Annotated in this window: 11 protein-coding genes and 1 other RNA gene; 7 read left to right on the forward strand and 5 right to left on the reverse strand. The window is 46.5% G+C overall.

Annotation, left to right across the window (positions count from 1 at the left end):
* Positions 1–204: 204 nt before the first annotated feature.
* The 5 genes from AB4238_RS03180 to AB4238_RS03200 form a co-directional block, all read right to left on the reverse strand.
* Complete coding sequence (locus AB4238_RS03180; protein WP_372031223.1) at positions 205–3,171, reverse strand: ImpA family metalloprotease; 2,967 nt, start codon at positions 3,169–3,171, stop codon at positions 205–207.
* Positions 3,172–3,392: 221 nt separating this feature from the next.
* Positions 3,393–6,308, reverse strand: a complete 2,916-nt coding sequence (locus tag AB4238_RS03185; RefSeq protein WP_372031225.1) for a valine--tRNA ligase — start codon at positions 6,306–6,308, stop codon at positions 3,393–3,395.
* 26 nt (positions 6,309–6,334) lie between these two features.
* Positions 6,335–6,808, reverse strand: a complete 474-nt coding sequence (locus AB4238_RS03190) for a DNA polymerase III subunit chi (RefSeq protein ID WP_372031227.1) — start codon at positions 6,806–6,808, stop codon at positions 6,335–6,337.
* 1,197 nt (positions 6,809–8,005) lie between these two features.
* Positions 8,006–8,187, reverse strand: a non-coding RNA gene (gene ssrS / locus AB4238_RS03195) — 6S RNA.
* 110 nt (positions 8,188–8,297) lie between these two features.
* The gene (locus tag AB4238_RS03200) at positions 8,298–8,606 is read right to left on the reverse strand and encodes a cell division protein ZapA (RefSeq protein WP_020911092.1); all 309 of its coding nucleotides are present in this window, start codon (positions 8,604–8,606) and stop codon (positions 8,298–8,300) included.
* Between the two features lie 358 nt (positions 8,607–8,964).
* On the opposite strand from AB4238_RS03200, the gene AB4238_RS03205 reads away from it, so the two are divergent.
* From AB4238_RS03205 to AB4238_RS03235, 7 genes are all read left to right on the forward strand, one after another.
* Positions 8,965–9,540: a UPF0149 family protein gene (locus AB4238_RS03205; RefSeq protein WP_248973394.1), complete on the forward strand. Its 576-nt coding sequence runs from the start codon at positions 8,965–8,967 to the stop codon at positions 9,538–9,540.
* Between the two features lie 89 nt (positions 9,541–9,629).
* Positions 9,630–10,862 carry a 2-octaprenyl-6-methoxyphenyl hydroxylase gene (gene ubiH, locus AB4238_RS03210; protein ID WP_372031230.1) on the forward strand — a complete coding sequence of 411 codons (1,233 nt, stop codon included), beginning with the start codon at positions 9,630–9,632 and terminating at the stop codon, positions 10,860–10,862.
* Between the two features lie 77 nt (positions 10,863–10,939).
* Complete coding sequence (locus AB4238_RS03215) at positions 10,940–12,160, forward strand: FAD-dependent monooxygenase (RefSeq protein ID WP_372031232.1); 1,221 nt, start codon at positions 10,940–10,942, stop codon at positions 12,158–12,160.
* A gap of 267 nt (positions 12,161–12,427) precedes the next feature.
* Positions 12,428–13,522 (forward strand): glycine cleavage system aminomethyltransferase GcvT, encoded by a 1,095-nt coding sequence (gene gcvT, locus AB4238_RS03220; RefSeq protein WP_372031235.1) that lies wholly within the window; start codon positions 12,428–12,430, stop codon positions 13,520–13,522.
* A gap of 665 nt (positions 13,523–14,187) precedes the next feature.
* Entirely contained in the window at positions 14,188–14,577 is a 390-nt protein-coding gene (gene gcvH, locus AB4238_RS03225) for a glycine cleavage system protein GcvH (protein ID WP_020911098.1), read from the forward strand.
* A 173-nt stretch (positions 14,578–14,750) separates the two neighbouring features.
* Positions 14,751–17,639: an aminomethyl-transferring glycine dehydrogenase gene (gene gcvP / locus AB4238_RS03230; RefSeq protein WP_372031238.1), complete on the forward strand. Its 2,889-nt coding sequence runs from the start codon at positions 14,751–14,753 to the stop codon at positions 17,637–17,639.
* Positions 17,640–18,200: 561 nt separating this feature from the next.
* Positions 18,201–18,593, forward strand: a complete 393-nt coding sequence (locus AB4238_RS03235; RefSeq protein ID WP_372031240.1) for a hypothetical protein — start codon at positions 18,201–18,203, stop codon at positions 18,591–18,593.
* Positions 18,594–18,645 lie beyond the last annotated feature (52 nt).

Consider the following 18,645-nt stretch of genomic DNA (forward strand, 5'->3'; position numbering starts at 1 on the left):
AGAATAACTATTAGCTCAAATCCCACTACTTTCCTACAGCGTTTTGAATTCCCGCTGAATGGTCAAACTTTTAATGCAATTGGTATTACTACTATAAACTTAATTCAAATTGTTGATTATGTAAACGTCATGCCAGTGCACAATGGCTCAGTCACTGGCTAAGACGCTTTTTAACCTTGTAACAAGCTACAGTATACAAACTTGTTATAGTGGCCAAGCTTGCTGGCCATCTACCGCAACGGACTGTAGATCTAAGCTTAAGCAATAGTCACCTGGAGCATAAACATATATCTGCTTTTCAATCATGTTAAAACCAAATGATGCGGTCTGCTCTTTCGCTGCTTGCGTCGTCGCCAGTCCCCACATTTGGTAAAGATCACGGTAATCAAGTTGGCTTGAGTAGCTCATGGCAATCAGCAGAAAATCATTATTCGATAGTGTTTTAGCTGCTTCGAGGCTAAATTGATTAAAGCCCAAGTTAGCTTTTTGCTGCAGCCATAGCTCATCAGAGCCTTTTGCTCGCTCAAACTCCCGTAGCAAAATGTGCAGCCGTGCTAACAGATGCCAACCATTTTCAAGGGAACCATTTTTTTGTGCCGCCACCATCATTTGTAGCATAGTGGCCATGCCGTTTGACCAACTTGTTAGGTTTGCAGCTTGCATATAGGCAAACGGATCAGCTTGATTCATGCTGGCCTGAAGCACAGCAAACTCATCATCGATATTCAATCCTTGGCACTGTGGCAGCTTACCTAACTCTGTGTATGCACGAGACTTTGTGTAGTAAGAGTATGGGTTAGTTGAAGCGTGCCCTTCATGGCCATCAAAGCGTAGGCGGCCTTTTTCGAGCCCGTGGCCGAGTTCGTGAATATCACCGTGTCCAGTAGGGCTGAATGACCAGCTGGCATCGTAAGGATTACCCGAACAACCAGAGCCACAGGTAGGCTGGTCAGCATTCATGTGTTTGACGGTATCAATTGTATCGATTTGCCAGCCTTTGCTGCTAGCAAAGTCAGTGATCTCACTAACCTCATCAATGAAAGGCCCTTTGAATCCTGCAAGCAGGTGAGGGTAGTTATGTACCTGAGTCATGATAGCGTTAGCCATCTTTTCAGGTGTATTCCATAAGGCTTCATGACTCATTGTTTGCTGCATTTTATCGAGTCTAGAGTGCACCTCAAAATGCTTAGTCGCCAGTTCTGCCCAGTCATATTGATTGGCGGCGAGATCTTGCATGAATTGGTTACCATCGTCTCCTTCACGCCAATATGGGTGTTGACCCACGTGCTGGAAATTCAATGACACTGGCAGATCTGTTTGATCAAATTTTACCTGCAGTGGTCCGCCGTATGGGCTGGTGAGTTTAATACTTTCACCCGCTTTTAGCTCTACGTGAGTCGACTGTAAATACTTAGCACGGTTATACCCGTTAGTGGCAAACTCATGGGTTGAGCCTGAGCGCTGGGTATTAATAAACACCCAAGTGCGCACCGCGCTGTTGTCGCTGCGGCTAACCGTCACTGTTTGTCCGGGCAGTGCATATACACCAGCAGAGCGAAAGCCCTTTTTACTCGACAGCGAAACGGCTTTGTCGGTTGTGGTGATATGACTGAAATCAGTGCGGCTAAAATTGCCCAAATCTTGCGGCAGCAAATTAACATCTCGGAAGTGATAAACACTGTGATCAGCAAAGTAGGCTTGCAAGAACTGCAGGTTATCGCTGCTACTTACATCCATCGGGTATTGGATTGCATGGCGATAGCTATCGCCAGTTAACACCAACAGTTTATAAAGGTTGAAGCCTTGTTGATTAAACATATCGATATGTTGGCTATCGAGGCTACGTATATTACTGCGGATTGTTTGCAGTGCGCCTTGATATTGGCTACTAAAGTTAGTGTCACAGGTATCTGCACAGTTGGCCAAATTAAAGTCGATATTACCGCTATCGAATAAGCTTAACCATAAATGCTCAGCATTAAGTGGGCTGTGAGCTGCTAGCATGCTGGTGGCGGAAGACCAATTGGCTTTGTCCTGAGAGAAATAGTTTCCAGGGCCGCCGGGGCCTTGCATAGCAAACCCCATCGGATTAAGCACTGTTTGAGTCAGTGGCACACTATTCCAGCTGTGTAGATGCATATAGAGTAGTGGCTGCTTTGCAATTTGAATTTGGCTAATCAGTGGCGCGACCGTTTCGATTGAAAACAGCTCAGCCGATCCGCTGATGACTAAATCTGCTTCGCTTAAACAGCCGCTAAGTTCTGTTTCATTATCACAACTGGCGACTTGCCACTCAGGATAGCTGGTTGTGAGCCAGCTTTTAATTCGGTTTACACTGTTACCATTGATTAAGAATAAGCGTACTTGTTTTGTTTGGTTAAGCTGGCTTAGATCTTGGTCTAACATCCAAGCTAACAACCGCTTAAAGCTTGGTTCAAAACTGGCATTGTTACCCTGTTGTAGGCTAGAGATAATATCAGTGCCAAATGCGGCATTGCGTTGGCCAGATTGATCGCTAGTAGTCGCAAAAGTAAGGCCTTTATTGCCAGTCACAAGCGCAAAAGCTTTATTGTCTGGATAAAGGTGCTCGCTGCCAGCAAGCTGGATCATCTGTGAGTGGCGACCTTGATCATACTCGATAACATCATTTTGATAGATAGCCTTAACTAATTCCTGTCCATCTGCGCGGTACTGGCTGATATGGTTTAGACCACGCTTTATCATTTGTGGTGTCAGTTCTGTGACTAGGCTTGCATCACCGCTGGCCATTGCCGCACTGATTTTGTCATTGAGTTGTAGGTCAATCGAGTCGCTGCTGCTTTGATTGCTACTGTCAGTGACAGTTAAAGAAAGTGTTATTTGGCTATCAACCTCAAGCGCCGAGGCGTCGACAACTACGCCGTCTATTGAAGCGTTAACCAGTGAAACTGTTGGACCGGCGGTCTGAGACCACTCAAAACTTGAGTTTCCAGTGGCATGCACATTAACCTCTGCCGCAACTGCAATTAATTTGTCATTCCATGCGCTTTTAGTATCACCTAACTCAACCTCAGGAGCTTGCGCGGTTGGTGGTGTTATGCCACCGCCAGTGTCTGGTGAGCTTGAATCGTCAGAGCCGCCACAGGCGGATAAGCCTATAAGTAAGCAGCTTGGTAGTAGCCAGTTTTTCATTATTATTAACACCCTTATCAATTTTGTTACATTGTCCTTGATGAAAGCGATATAGCAAAATATTTAATTAAAACAATGGGTAAGTCAATGTTTTGGCTGTCGCTATTAAATTGGCAAAGGTGAGTGTTTGTTCTAATCGGTTGAAAATAGGCAATAAAAAAGGCAACCCGAAGATTGCCTTTTTTGCATTGTATTAGCCGATTGAAATCAGCGGGTAAGGCTTAGCCTTCCAGTTTAGCAAGCTCAGTCTTTTGCTCGGTAAGCTTTTCAATATCACGTTGATATTCAGCTTGCTTAGCACGCTCTTTTTCAATCACGGCTGCCGGCGCTTTGGCCACAAAACCTTGGTTAGAAAGCTTGCCTTCAATACGCTTAAACTCACCAGCGGCTTTCTCAAGTAGCTTGTCAATACGCGCCACTTCTTTAGCCACATCGATAAGACCCGCCATTGGGATGAGTAGCTCCATGTCACCCACAAGCTGTGTGGTTGACATTGGCGCTGCTTCACCGTCTGCTAGAATTGTCATAGACTCAAGTTTAGCCAGTGTCTTGAAGAAGGTTTGGTTCGCTTCAATACGGGCTTTATCTTGCTCACTCACACCACGAAGTAGTGCATTTAGCGGCTTAGATGGTGCAATGTTAAGCTCTGCACGAATGTTACGTACTGCAGTAATCACCTGCTTAACCCACTCAAGATCTTCCATCGCTTGAGTGTCAACTTTATCAGCTTGATACTCAGGGAAAGCGGCAAGCATTAAAGTATCACCTTCAACACCTGCAAGCGGTTTAACGCGCTGCCAAATAGTTTCAGTCAGGTAAGGCATCATTGGGTGCATTAGGCGTTGCATCTGCTCAAGTACGTTCACCAATGTATGGCGTGTACCGCGCAGCTGAGCGTCAGTGCCGTTTTGCATCACAGGCTTAGTAAGCTCTAAGTACCAGTCACAGAACTGGTTCCAAGTGAACTCATAGATAGTATTCGCTGCAAGGTCAAAACGGTAGTTTGCCATGTGCTCGTCATAGGTTTTAACGGTTTCGTTAAATAGACCGATGATCCAGCGATCAGCAATCGACAGTTCCATTTCACCCGGCTTGCCATCAACAAGAATTTGGCCACAATCTAATGCTTCGCCAACAGCATCATCAGCCGCGTCTTCTGTTTGCACTTCGGTGTTCATCAACACGTAGCGAGATGCGTTCCAGATTTTGTTACAGAAGCTGCGGTAACCGTCTAGGCGCTTCATGTCCCAGTTGATATCGCGGCCAGTAGAGGCCATAGACGCTAGAGTAAAGCGCAGGGCATCAGTACCGTGTGCTTCAATACCGTCGCTAAACTCTTTACGAGTGCTCTTTTCAATCTTCGCCGCCATTTTAGGCTGCATCATGTTGCCGGTACGCTTTTCAACTAATGCTTCAAGGTCGATACCGTCAATCATATCTAATGGATCAAGGACGTTACCCTTAGATTTCGACATCTTATTGCCGACTTCATCACGGATAAGGCCGGTGACATAAACGGTTTTAAATGGCACCTGCGGCTTACCGTTTTCATCTTTGATGAAATGCATGGTCATCATGATCATGCGGGCAACCCAGAAGAAGATGATGTCAAAACCAGTGACCAACACGTCAGTTGGGTGGAACGCTTTTAGCTCAGCGGTGTCTTTTGGCCAGCCAAGGGTAGAGAATGTCCACAACGCAGAGCTAAACCATGTATCGAGTACATCGTTGTCTTGGCGCAGTACGACTGAATCAGCAAGTTTGTGCTTAGCACGTACTTCATCTTCATCGCGGCCAACGTACACTTTACCCGCTTCGTCATACCAAGCTGGAATGCGGTGTCCCCACCAAAGCTGACGTGAAATACACCAGTCGTTAATGTCACGCATCCACGAGTTGTACATGTTCTCGTATTGCTGTGGCACAAACTTAATGTCGCCGTTATCAACCGCTTCCATAGCGGTTTTCGCCATAGGCGCAACCGATACATACCATTGGTCGGTAAGAAGTGGTTCAATAACCACACCAGAGCGATCGCCATAAGGGACTTTCAATCCATGTGGATCGATTTTGCCAAGTAGACCTAAGGTTTCAAGTTCAGCGACAACCGCTTTACGCGCTTCAAAACGATCTAGGCCAGCGTAACGCTCAGGCAGCGTACCGTCTAATTCATTGTTGGCTGTACCATCAGTGTTAACCACTTCAGCAGTTGAGCGGATAGCCGCGTCAAAAGTCAAAATGTTGTACATAGGCAGTTCGTGACGCTTACCGACTTCGTAATCGTTAAAGTCATGTGCAGGGGTGATTTTCACACAACCTGTACCGAACTCCATGTCGACATAATCGTCGGCAACAATCGGGATAAGACGGTTTACAATCGGTAGGTGGATGAACTTACCGATCAGTGAAGCGTAACGCTCATCTTCTGGATGCACTGCTACCGCGCTATCACCTAACATGGTCTCAGGACGGGTGGTAGCGATCTCTAAGTAATCTTTACCATCGCTGGTTAATGCGCCTTCGGCAAGCGGGTAGCGAAAATGCCACATGCTGCCTTGCTTCTCTTTGTTTTCAACTTCTAAGTCAGAGATAGCAGTGTGCAGTTTTGGATCCCAGTTAACTAGACGCTTACCACGGTAGATAAGGTCATCTTCATAAAGGCGGACAAATACCTCTTGAACCGCTTCAGACATGCCTTCATCCATGGTGAAACGCTCACGATCCCAATCAACTGACGCGCCAAGACGACGTAGTTGTTTAGTGATGGTGCCACCAGACTCGTTTTTCCAGTCCCAGATACGGTCGATGAAGTTTTCACGGCCTAAGTCGTGACGGTTTAAACCTTCTTCAGCAGCGACTTTACGCTCAACCAACATCTGCGTGGCAATACCCGCATGGTCAGTACCTACCTGCCAAAGGGTGTTTTTACCCTTCATGCGCTGGTAACGGGTCAAGGTATCCATAATGGTATCTTGGAAAGCGTGGCCCATATGCAAGCTACCCGTCACGTTTGGTGGCGGGATCATGATGCAATAATTGCCTTGAGACTCGTCGCCGTGCGGCTTGAAGTAACCTTTCTCTTCCCAGTTTTGGTAAAGAGACTGTTCGATAGATTGCGGGTTATATGTTTTTTCCATGGGAGCGTGCTTATCTCAAACTAAAATTAATTGGTTGTATTGCTCAAGTCTTGGGTCGTTAACGCTATCCCAAGAGTACGATATTGCCGGTAGCGATCGCGTGCAATCGCTTTATGGCCGTCGTCGTTGGCAACGAAGTCGATAATCTGCACAAAGTTTACCGCAAATTGCGGCACTTGGTCTGCAAGATTAATCAGAACATGACGATTTTTGTTGGCCCCAAGCCGATCAAAGCCTATTTCAACTGAGGCGCCGCCTGTCGGGCCTTCACCTTTAAGGTTATGGGGCACGAACGATTGCGGTGCTAACTGCCATAACAGTTCATCGATGGCATAAGCTTGTTCTTTGTCAGCGCAATGAATATAGACCCACTGCTGATTAATAAACGCCTGCCGAGCCAATTCACAGGCAAAACCGTATACCTGTTGTAACGCCAATAATGGGTCATGGCGCTGGGTACTATTGCCATTCGGCATCAGGTAAAACAGAGTCTGCGACATCGTTTATTCTTTGGGCCTTTCTTTGGGCTTAAGTGTACTTGGCTTTTGGACTGACGAAAGAGGGGATTTTACACTAAAACTAGCTTAGAGATCAGCCCCTTTTTGGACTGCTTGTTTTATTACTTTTGTTTCACCTAAAAGTGAAACCCAAAACAGCTAGTTTGGTGGTGTTTTACCTACATTTTAGGTTGAAGTAATCAAACTTATTTTGTTCATCTTTACACTCCAGAGGTGGAGACTGAGATAATCAAACTTTGTTTGATAAAAGTCGCGGTATTCCATTCCACACCTGGGCAAGGAGGACTGCTCGTCCTTATCAAGAACATCCTTGTTCAACAGCCAGTTCGCCATCCACGGCTCTCGCTCAGAGAGTCCATGGTAATGGACTTCGCCCTTGCATCCACCATGACGCCCCGACGAAGTTGTAAAACCTCACTTATTTTCGATAACCTCTATCGCCTCATATTCGCCGTCCTTGGCTCACCTAAGGCTATCTCGGCATGCATGCCTCAATCACGAAATAATCTTCAATAACCTCGGCAATTTCGATGGGGAATCGGTGTACTCAACTAATTGTGCTTTAATAACCCTGTCTAGATGCGGATGAAACCGCAGAGTGGCCATGACCAATTAAATCGTTCTCAGCCCTAAATCTCATATAAAAGAAAGCCACCACTTTTCAGTGATGGCTTTAAGTAAATTGAATTGCTCCCCGCATTCTATTTATAGAGAGTCCGACTACGTCGGTATTCAGGGGAGAAAATTGGGAATACAGTAAATTTTAGGTACAAAAAAACATCATAAGTTGATGGTTATTTTGTTTAATTGAATTGCTCCCCGCATTCTATTTATAAAGAGCTCGACTACGTCGGTATTCTGGGGACTGAGTAAACAACTAATATTTTAGATACAAAAAAGCCACTTTGTAACCAAAGTGGCTTTCAGTAAATTGAATTGCTCCCCGCATTCTATTTATGAAGAGTCCGACTACGTCGGTATTCTGGGGGGCGAGGCAGGAATTGCGGATACAAAAAAGCCACCAATAAAAAAGGTGGCTTTCAGTAAATTGAATTGCTCCCCGCATTCTATTTATAAAGAGCCCGACTACGTCGGTATTCAGGGGAGAAAATTGGGAATACAGTAAATTTTAGGTACAAAAAAACCATCATAAGTTGATGGTTATTTTGTTTAATTGAATTGCTCCCCAGAATACCGACCGCTGGCGTAGCCCTTGAACCGTAGGTTCAAGGCGGGTAAACGAATACCTCCTAAGGCTTCTCGATACGAGCCGAGCTTGCACAATGTCAGTAAAACGTTCACCCTGGGTTTGTAAATATCGGCACAGGGACATTGCCAGCTAGCGCGTATCCCAGGGAGCAAAACTTGCATTCGTAAGCAGGTCAATTGACCTTAAAATGGCTTACGACAATTATTCTTTTATCACGAAATTTGCTATCGCAAACATTCAGTACAGCTGATTATAACCTGTTTAATCACTTTTCGTAGAGCGTTCGACTAATGCATCTTCTAAAGTTGACTGTAGCAAACCGATTTTTTCATCCATCTGCTTGTTATAATCTTGATTCTTCTGCTGTTCTTCTAACAGCTCATAACCTGTATTTAATGCTGCCATAATCGCAATTTCTTCACGGCTGATGTTGTTAGTGCGCGCTTTTAGCGACATTAACTGCTTTTCAAGATTATGCGCGACGTGCCTAAGTGCTGTCTCTTGTCCATCCGGACAAGCGATAGAGTAGGTGCGCCCCATAAGGGTAATTTCAATCGCCTTGTTACCCATTCCTAAAGGAATCCTTAAACCGTGTACTTGAGCGGACTATATCGGTCTAAAAAGCAAAGTGCAACACGATATCCAACTAATCAGGAATAGTTTAGATTAATTGTTGTTTAGATAGCCATTAGCGTACAAACATGAAGCGCTTTGGGCGCTAGTGCTAGTTGAGCTGTTACTTAAGTTATCGTTATAAACCCTCATTTATCACCTGTTAGTTGCAATTGTATATACAGCAACAGATCTTGATTGTTGTTTTTGTGGCTAATCCGACAAACTTTTGCTGACTTTATGGTGGCAACTCTTGGTCGAAACAGTCACTTCTGCTAGCATGAGACCAGTAAATCTTGTCACTGGAAACGACTTTATGGCGACTCTACCAACGCTGCGCATGGATAACCTACTTGCGGCACTTAACGAAGCTGAAATTGGTCAGCACCCTGTTGAAGTTCACGGCGCATTAGTGGGCTTAATTTGTGGGGGTGTAGAACAATCCTCTAAAGGCTGGACTCAGCCGCTATTAGAGCTGATGAATGATGGACAAGCACTGCCGCCAAAATTGCAAACGATGGTCGAAGAGCTTTATCAAGATGCTGTGACTCGTCTTTCTGACACTGACTTTGGTTTTAGCCCAATGCTCCCTGAAGAGGAAGAGACTCTAGCAAAGCGTGTCGAAGCCTTATCGCTATGGGTACAGAGTTTCCTTACTGGCATCGCCATTATTCAACCTAAATTGAATAAAGCCTCAAAAGATGTTCGTGAAGTAATTCAAGATCTATCAGAAATCGCACAAGTCGAATTCGATGTAGCTGAAGACGAAGAGTCAGAAGCGGCGCTTATCGAGTTGATGGAGTTCACCCGCATGGCAGCGTTGCTATGCTACTCCGAGTTTGGGCCTGCAATAGAAGACGACAAACCAATTGACCTTGGTGTGTTGCACTAAACATTTGTCATTCAAACCGCCATCGCATTAATGCCATGGCGGTTTTGCTTTCTAGCTAGCATTAAATCAGTTATCGGGTTAAACATTCCATGACTAACACCACTACAGTCGAACAGGTCGATATTGCTATAGTCGGCGGTGCAATGGCTGGCGCGACCTTAGCGCTCGGGCTGGCACATATTGCCAAGCAAGCGGCTCGCCCGCTAAAAATCGCCTTGATTGAAGCACATCGACCTAATGATGAGCATCCCGGTTTCGATGCCCGCTCAATAGCGATTTCCCATGGATCCATTTTTCAGCTAAAAAAATTGCAAATATGGCCACATATTGCAGCGCTTGCCAGCGAAATAAATCATATCCATATCTCCGAACGTGGCAATTTTGGCATGACGGAGCTAAGCCGTGACGACTTTCAGCTACCTTATTTAGGTCAGGTGGTTGAGCTTGAAGCGGTCGGTCAACAGCTGTTTAGTCAGCTTGAAAAGAGTGATGTTCAGTTATATTGCCCAGCTAGCTTGAGTGAGGTTGAGGCGCAAAGCAGTCAACAACTGCTTACCTTAAATAGCGGTCAGAAAATTGCGGCTAAGCTGCTGGTGGCCGCCGATGGACTCAACTCCAAAGTACGTCACGCCTTTAAACAGCCATTAGAGCAGGTCGATTTTCAGCAAAGCGCTATCATTACTAATATCCATACTGAGCAGCCACACCAAGGCTGGGCCTATGAGCGTTTCACCCAAAGCGGGCCTTTAGCATTGCTGCCGATGGCTGACAGAAATGGTGAGCACAGATTATCGATGGTATGGGCACTGTCACCAACCGAAGCCGAGCAGATGCTCGCAGCACCTAAAGCCGAGTTTATCGAAAAGTTACAGGTGACCTTTGGTTACCGAGCTGGGCGCTTTATCGATATTGGTGAGCGCTTTAGTTATCCGTTGTTGTTGTCGTATATGAAACGGCCTATCTACCACCGCACCGTGTTTTTAGGCAACGCAGCGCAAACGTTGCACCCTATAGCAGGGCAGGGCTTTAACTTAGGCCTACGTGATGTGGTGAGTTTGCTGCAAGTGATAGAGCAAGCGCTCACTAACGACGGTAGCAGCGAGCTTGATGTGGGGATTAATCAAATTACCCATGACTACCTAGCTCGTCGTAACGCCGACAGAGACAGCACCATGAATAGTATTGAGTTCTTGGTGCGCGGCTTCTCTAATGATCACTGGCCGTTAGTGCTCGGGCGTAACATAGGTTTGCGTTTGCTGTCGTGGTTTCCGCCACTTAAAGCGCCTGTAGCTCGTAAAGCTATGGGCTGGACGGTTAGCTAGAATAGTTCGCTAAACAATTAGCTGAGCAAGTCAGCTTTATTGATTTTTAACATTGCTATAAAGAGTAAGGGTAAAAGATGTTAAGCACACAAACTTATGATGTCGCCATTGTTGGCGGCGGTATGGTTGGGTTAGCGACTGCCATTGGCTTGGCAATGAAAGGCGTGAGTGTGGTTGTTATTGACGCAGGCCAAACCCATGCCGTATCCGGTGCGCCCAAACTCAGAGTGAGTGCAATTAATAAAGCCAGTCAGCACTTACTAACTAACCTCGGGGCATGGCCCTATCTTGCGGCGAGTCGCATAAGCCCTTACCAAAAGATGCAAGTTTGGGACAAAGACAGCCTAGGTAAAATTGATTTTGATGCTCAATCACTCAGCGAAACTCATCTTGGTGCGATTATCGAGAACGACGCTATCGCCTTTGCACTTGCCGAACGCGCAACTGAGTTCGATGAGCTGACCTATATTGAAAATCAACGACTAGAGCGTATCGCCTTTGGCGAGCGAGAAGCTTGGTTAACCTTAGCCAATGGTGACAGTATCAGTGCTGCATTGGTCGTTGCTGCCGATGGCGCTAATTCGTGGGTGCGTGAGCAGTGTAAGATCCCAATGACCTTTTGGGACTATAACCACCACGCTGTAGTCGCGACCATTCGCACCGAACTGCCCCATAACGACACCGCAAGGCAAGTGTTCGACAGTGAAGGGCCGCTGGCTTTCCTACCTTTATATGAAAAAGATCTCTGCTCTATTGTTTGGTCAGTATCGCCAGACAAAGCCAAAGAGCTACAAGCATTAGATGAACAACAGTTTGAGCGGGCACTGACTGCCGCTTTCGACGGCCGTTTAGGCATGTGTTCGCTAGAAAGCGCTCGCCAAGCGTTTCCGCTACGTATGCGTTATGCGCGCCATTTTGCTCGTCACCGTTTGGTGCTGGCAGGCGATGCGGCGCACACCATTCATCCATTAGCTGGGCAAGGGGTTAACTTAGGTTTTCTCGACGCTGCCAGCATAGTGCAAACCGTGAGTGAGCTTAAAGAGCAGGGCAAAGATATCGGCGATTATCGCCATTTGCGTAATCTTGAGCGCTGGCGTAAAGCCGAAGCACTAGAGATGATAAGCGCAATGGAGGGCTTTAAAAGGCTGTTTGAAGGCAGTAATCCACTCAAAAAAGTCATTCGCGATATCGGTCTAAATCTGGTCGACAATTTTGCGCCATTGAAAACACTGTTTATTCAACAGGCGCTCGGTAACAAGAAAAGCCTACCTGAACTGTGTAAAGGCGAACAAGATTAACAATTGGCTGCTTTAGCTAAAGATGAATAACTCTTTAATTTCATGGACTTGTTATTTTATCTAAGCAAAGCAGCATTTTAGTGTAAAAAAATTACATGTATAACATGAGAAAAACTAATGACGAAACTGTTCGGATTAGAAAATTCTTTTGTATACAAAGGCAATACTCAAGGTATAATTTCGCCGCATTTTAATACGACCAAATTGATCTGGTGACTAGCACCCTACACCAGTTGCAGACTTGAATACCCCAAAGAAGGGATAAAAATGGCTAACAAAACTGTACTTTTTAACAAGCACCTAGAATCAAATGGCAAGATGGTAGATTTCCATGGTTGGGATATGCCACTTAACTACGGTTCTCAAATCGAAGAGCACCACGCTGTGCGTCAAGACGCAGGTATGTTCGACGTTTCTCACATGACAGTTGTTGATGTGATTGGTGATGACGCTTGTGCCTTTTTACGTAAGTTGCTAGCCAACGACGTAGCCAAGCTAAAAGTACCAGGCAAAGCGCTATACGGCGGCATGCTTGACCACAATGGCGGCGTCATCGACGACCTTATTACCTATTACCTTTCTGATACTGAATACCGCATCGTGGTTAACTCTGCGACTCGTGAAAAAGACCTTGCTTGGATCAATGAGCAAGTTAAAGGGTTCAGTGTTGAAGTGACAGAGCGTCCTGAACTGGCGATGATCGCCGTTCAAGGTCCTAACGCTAAAGCAAAAGCAGCAACTGTATTCAACGACGCGCAAAATGCTGCAGTTGAAGGCATGAAGCCATTCTTTGGCGTGCAAGCTGACTCACTATTTATTGCAACCACAGGCTACACTGGCGAAGCTGGTTACGAAGTTATCGTGCCAGAAGCAGAAGCCGAAGCATTATGGCAAGCTTTCCTAGACGCTGGCGTTAAGCCATGTGGCCTAGGCGCACGTGACACACTACGTCTTGAAGCGGGCATGAACCTTTACGGCCTAGATATGGACGAAAGCGTTAACCCACTTGCAGCCAACATGGGCTGGACGGTTGCTTGGGCACCAGAAGATCGTGACTTCAACGGTCGTAAAGCACTCGAAGCGATTAAAGCAGCTGGCGCAGACAAGTTAGTCGGCCTAATCATGGACGCTAAAGGCGTTATCCGTCACGGCATGTCAGTATTCTTTACCGACAGCGACGGTGTTGAGCAGCAAGGTACGATTACTAGTGGTACATTCTCGCCAACACTTGGCTACTCAATCGCAATGGCACGTGTACCAAACACTATTGGTGACGTGGCAGAAGTTGAAATGCGTAAGAAGCGTGTCGCGGTTAAAGTGATTGCACCTTCGTTTGTACGCAATGGTAAGCAAGCATTCTAATTTTTCTGGATTAATGCTGGTTACTTCGGCCTACTTTGTCGTCGTCAGTGCTCATTGATGCTTATCAACTGCGCGCTGACTCCTAAAATTAGACCGAACTACCTGCGTATTAATCGCAGAAAAGTGTGTTGAGATGAGTTGCTATCATCGACAGCACATAATGGTTTCTGGATTAATACTGGTTACTTCGTTTTAGGTTCTAGTAATAGAGTGTTGTCGTCAGTGCTGACGGATGTGTTTTCAAAGCATCAGTCATAGCGCTGACTCCTAAAATTAGACCGAACTACCTGCGTATTAACAGTAGAAAAGTGTGCTGAGATGAGTTGTTATCATCGACAGCACATAATGGTTTCTGGGTTAATACGGGTTACTTCGGCCTACTAGCAATTTAGAGCGAACTGATTAGAGTATTAATTGCAGAAAAAGCATAAAGATGACTTGCTTTGATTGATGGATAGAGCAAGTCAGCGTAAAATTTGTGGTTACATCGCGCATAAGTAGTAACGTTGACGTATACGTCACTTTATACCCTAGACGGTTAGCGTTAATATCAACGGCAAGCATGAACCACAGCGCCTAAGCGCAAAACTGATAAAAGCCTTATAAATCAGTGTAACGTCTTATAATATTACAGAATTAGAACAATCGAATAAGGATTAAGACCAATGAGCAATATCCCAGCAGAACTAAAATATGCTTCTTCTCACGAGTGGGTTCGTAAAGAAGAAGACGGTAGCTACACAGTAGGTATCAGTGAGCACGCTCAAGAGCTATTGGGTGACATGGTGTTCGTTGAACTTCCAGAAGTTGGCGACGACGTTAACGCTGGTGAAGACTGCGCAGTAGCAGAATCTGTAAAAGCAGCATCTGACATCTACTCACCACTAACAGGTGAAGTATTGGCAGTTAACGAAGCACTAGAAGATTCTCCAGAGCTAGTTAACAGCGATGCATTTGGTGATGGTTGGTTCTTCCGCGTGATGCCTTCTGACACCGCTGAGCTAGAAAATCTGCTTGATGCCGAAGGTTATCAAGCGGTTATCGACGACGAGTAAGTCGCGATAATCAACAAAGCCCCACTCTGCTAAAGGTTGGGGCTTTGTTCGTTATAAAGCATGTCACCTTTTACCTATAAGACATGCCACAGAACAATCGAATTCTAAACAACGAGACCGGTAGCACCGCCCCCTACAGGCAGGATACTGGCAAATATGGAACTAGGTTACTCATGACCAAAGAAACCCTTACGCAGTTAGAGCAGCACGAATTATTTCTTAGCCGTCATATCGGTCCTGGTGCCGAGCAGCAGCAAGAGATGCTGAATTTTGTGGGTGCTGAATCGTTAGCAGACTTGACCGGACAAATCGTTCCAGAGTCTATTCTGATTAATCGTGACCTCGCCGTTGGCGATTCATGTGGTGAAGCTGAAGGCATGGCTTATATCCGTCAAATTGCGGATAAAAACAAAGTCTTCAAAAGCTACATAGGTATGGGTTATCACGGTACTGAAGTACCGACAGTTATCCAGCGTAACGTGCTTGAAAATCCAGGTTGGTACACGGCGTACACGCCATACCAACCAGAGATTGCTCAAGGTCGCCTTGAAGCTATCTTGAACTTCCAGCAGCTTTCTATGGATCTCACCGGTCTTGACCTTGCGTCTTCATCACTGCTCGATGAAGCGACCGCTGCCGCCGAAGCGATGGCGCTGTCTAAGCGTGTTTCTAAAGCTAAAAAAGCTAACATCTACTTTGTTGCAGATGACGTATTTCCACAAACATTAGATGTGATAAAAACGCGCGCTGAATGCTTTGGTATGGAAGTCGTTGTTGGTCCTGCAGCTGAGGCAGTTAACTACGAGCTATTTGGTGCCTTGTTCCAGTACACCAATCGCCACGGTCAAATTGTTGATCACAGCGAATTGTTTACCAAGTTACATGAGAAAAAGGCCGTTGTATCAGTCGCCGCCGATATCATGTCTCTAGTGATGCTTAAGTCTCCAGGTTCTATGGGCGCCGATGTTGTATTTGGTAACTCACAGCGCTTTGGTGTACCAATGGGCTTTGGTGGCCCTCACGCTGCATTCTTCGTGACTCGTGACGCCCACAAACGCTCACTACCAGGCCGTATTATCGGTGTATCACAAGATACTCGTGGTAACCGCGCCCTGCGTATGGCAATGCAAACTCGTGAGCAACATATCCGCCGCGAAAAAGCTAACTCAAACATCTGTACTGCACAGGTGTTACTTGCCAACATGGCATCGTTCTACGCAGTCTTCCACGGCCCACAAGGCCTTAAGGTGATTGCAGAGCGTATTCACCGTTTAGCCGACATTCTTGCCGCTGGCCTAACGGCTAAAGGCGCAGAGTTGGTTAACAACACTTGGTTCGACACTATCTCTATCAAAGGGCTAGATGTTGCCGCTGTAGTTGCGCGTTCAGAAGCTGCTGGTCTTAACCTGCGTATCGATAGCGATGGCATTGTTGGCGTTAGCGTCAGCGAAACTACGCTACGTACTGACGTTGCAGAGCTGTTTGACGTTATCTTGGGCGCAGGCCATGGTCTAGATGTGGCTGCACTTGATGCTGCAATCGTTGCCAACGGCAGCACATCAGTGCCAGCTGAACTTGTTCGCACCGACGCCATCTTGACGCACCCAACGTTTAATCGCTACCAAAGCGAAACCGAGATGATGCGTTACATCAAGCGTCTCGAGAACAAAGATTTAGCCTTGAACCACTCAATGATCTCACTCGGTTCATGCACCATGAAGCTAAACGCAGCCACCGAGATGATGCCTATCACTTGGCCTGAGTTTGGTAACATGCACCCATTCTGCCCACTTGACCAAGCACAAGGTTACGCTCAACTGCTTGAAGAGCTATCGACTTGGTTGGTGGATATCACAGGTTACGACGCAGTATCCTTGCAGCCTAACTCAGGTGCACAGGGTGAATACGCCGGTCTACTTGCGATTAAGCAATACCATGAGTCACGTGGCGATGCGCACAGAAATATCTGTTTGATCCCACAATCAGCGCACGGTACAAACCCAGCGTCAGCGCAACTTGCTGGCATGAAAATCGTGGTTACCGCGTGTGATAAAGCCGGTAACATCGACATGGATGACCTGCGTGCTAAAGCGGCAGAAGTTGCCGACAACCTATCATGCATCATGGTTACTTACCCATCGACTCACGGTGTGTACGAAGAAACCATTGCGGACATCTGCGACGTAATTCATGAACACGGCGGTCAAGTTTACCTTGATGGCGCCAACATGAACGCACAGGTAGGCCTAACATCACCTGGCTTTATCGGTGCTGACGTATCGCACCTTAACTTGCACAAAACCTTCGCTATTCCACATGGCGGCGGCGGACCAGGTATGGGCCCAATCGGTGTTAAAAAGCACCTTGCGCCATTCCTATCTGGCCACACTGTAGTTAAGCATGGCCTAGAGTCAGACAACAACGGTGCCGTCTCTGCAGCGCCATACGGTAGCGCAGGGATCTTGCCTATCACTTGGATGTACATCAAGTTACTCGGTAAGAAGGGTCTGCGTGAGTCTACGCAAGTGGCACTGCTTAACGCTAACTACATGATGAAGAAACTGTCTGAGCATTACCCAGTTCTTTATACAGGCCGAAATGACCGTGTTGCCCATGAGTGCATCATCGATTTACGTCCACTTAAAGAGTCATCAGGTGTGACTGAGATGGATATCGCTAAGCGTCTTAACGATTACGGCTTCCATGCGCCAACCATGAGCTTCCCTGTTGCGGGAACCTTAATGATTGAGCCAACAGAGTCTGAGTCTAAAGTTGAGCTCGACAGATTCATCGAGGCAATGGTGTCTATTCGCGGCGAAGTCGCCAAGGTAGAAGCCGGTGAGTGGCCAGCGGACAACAACCCGCTACACAATGCACCACATACTCTTGCAGACATCATGGACCCAGCGTTTGATTCACGTCCTTACAGCCGTGAAGAAGCCGTGTTCCCAACGGCAGCGGTTAAGTTGAATAAGTTCTGGCCAACGGTTAATCGTATCGATGATGTGTTTGGTGACCGTAACCTCATGTGCGCATGTGTGCCTGTTAGCGAGTATGAGTAATAATTGCTGCGTGGGCTCGGTGCTGCTAGCTTTCATAAAGAGTTAGCATCGCCAGCAACGCAATTATGATGAAACGCACCCTTAGTGGTGCGTTTTTTATTGGGTTTTTTATGGCCTAAGGCCACTAAAGTCGTGGCGCTTCGCCCATTCTTGTAATAAAGAGTCGACCAAAAAGGGGAAAGCGCTTGCCCCCCTTTTGGATATCCCTCAGCGCCCCAGACGAAGTTGTTTCCCTCGTACTTATTCGAAATCGCCTAACGCTTCCGATGGGACATCTGCTGTAAATGGATTGACGAATGCCGCGGTGGCATGGATGCCAATGAGCGGCCTGTCCCGCGAAAGCTATGCCCACATCCGTGTGGGCATTACGGACTTTGGCTTATGAAGAGTCTTCAACGTACTTCGGCAACTTCGATGGGGAAGAGGTGTGTTCTGTAAGTCTGCGTTGAAAGTTTATTCGACAGTGGTTGCATCATGCGATATTAGCCAGCAGAATCCCCCTCATAATGCTTGAATTTAACCAGAACAAAGTGATGATAAAAGCCGATGATCGAGACTGATATGCAACAGCAACTCCCTATAACGATTTTGGCTGATAGCCGCTTTTCCAGTTCGCTTAAACCTTTGTTGACTCAGCTGGAAATGTGGATCAATTTCCAAGCCTTAAAAGCGGATTGGTTTGGTGATGAAGCCTGTATCTTGTCGTTTGAGTTTACCTTGGTGAGAACGATTGAAGAGCAAGGGCTGCAAACGGTCGCTAGTGGTAAGAATTGGAGAGTCGAGCCGGGTTATGCTTACTCTTATGACAGCGAGAGCTTGAAAACGACTGCTTATATTGCGGTTGCTGACTTGCTTGAGGCGGGTGTAGGAATAGAGCAGGGGATCAAGCAGCGGTTGGTGAGTGTGGCTAATAGTGTTGGGGCAGAGCATGGGTTGTTGGGGTTGTCATTGTAAGGAGCTGACAATTGCTGCTAAGGCTTGCTGCTAAGGCGTTGAAGCTCGGCTC

It is taken from the genome of Shewanella sp. 10N.286.45.A1, assembly GCF_041470405.1.
Taxonomy (GTDB): Bacteria; Pseudomonadota; Gammaproteobacteria; order Enterobacterales; family Shewanellaceae; genus Shewanella.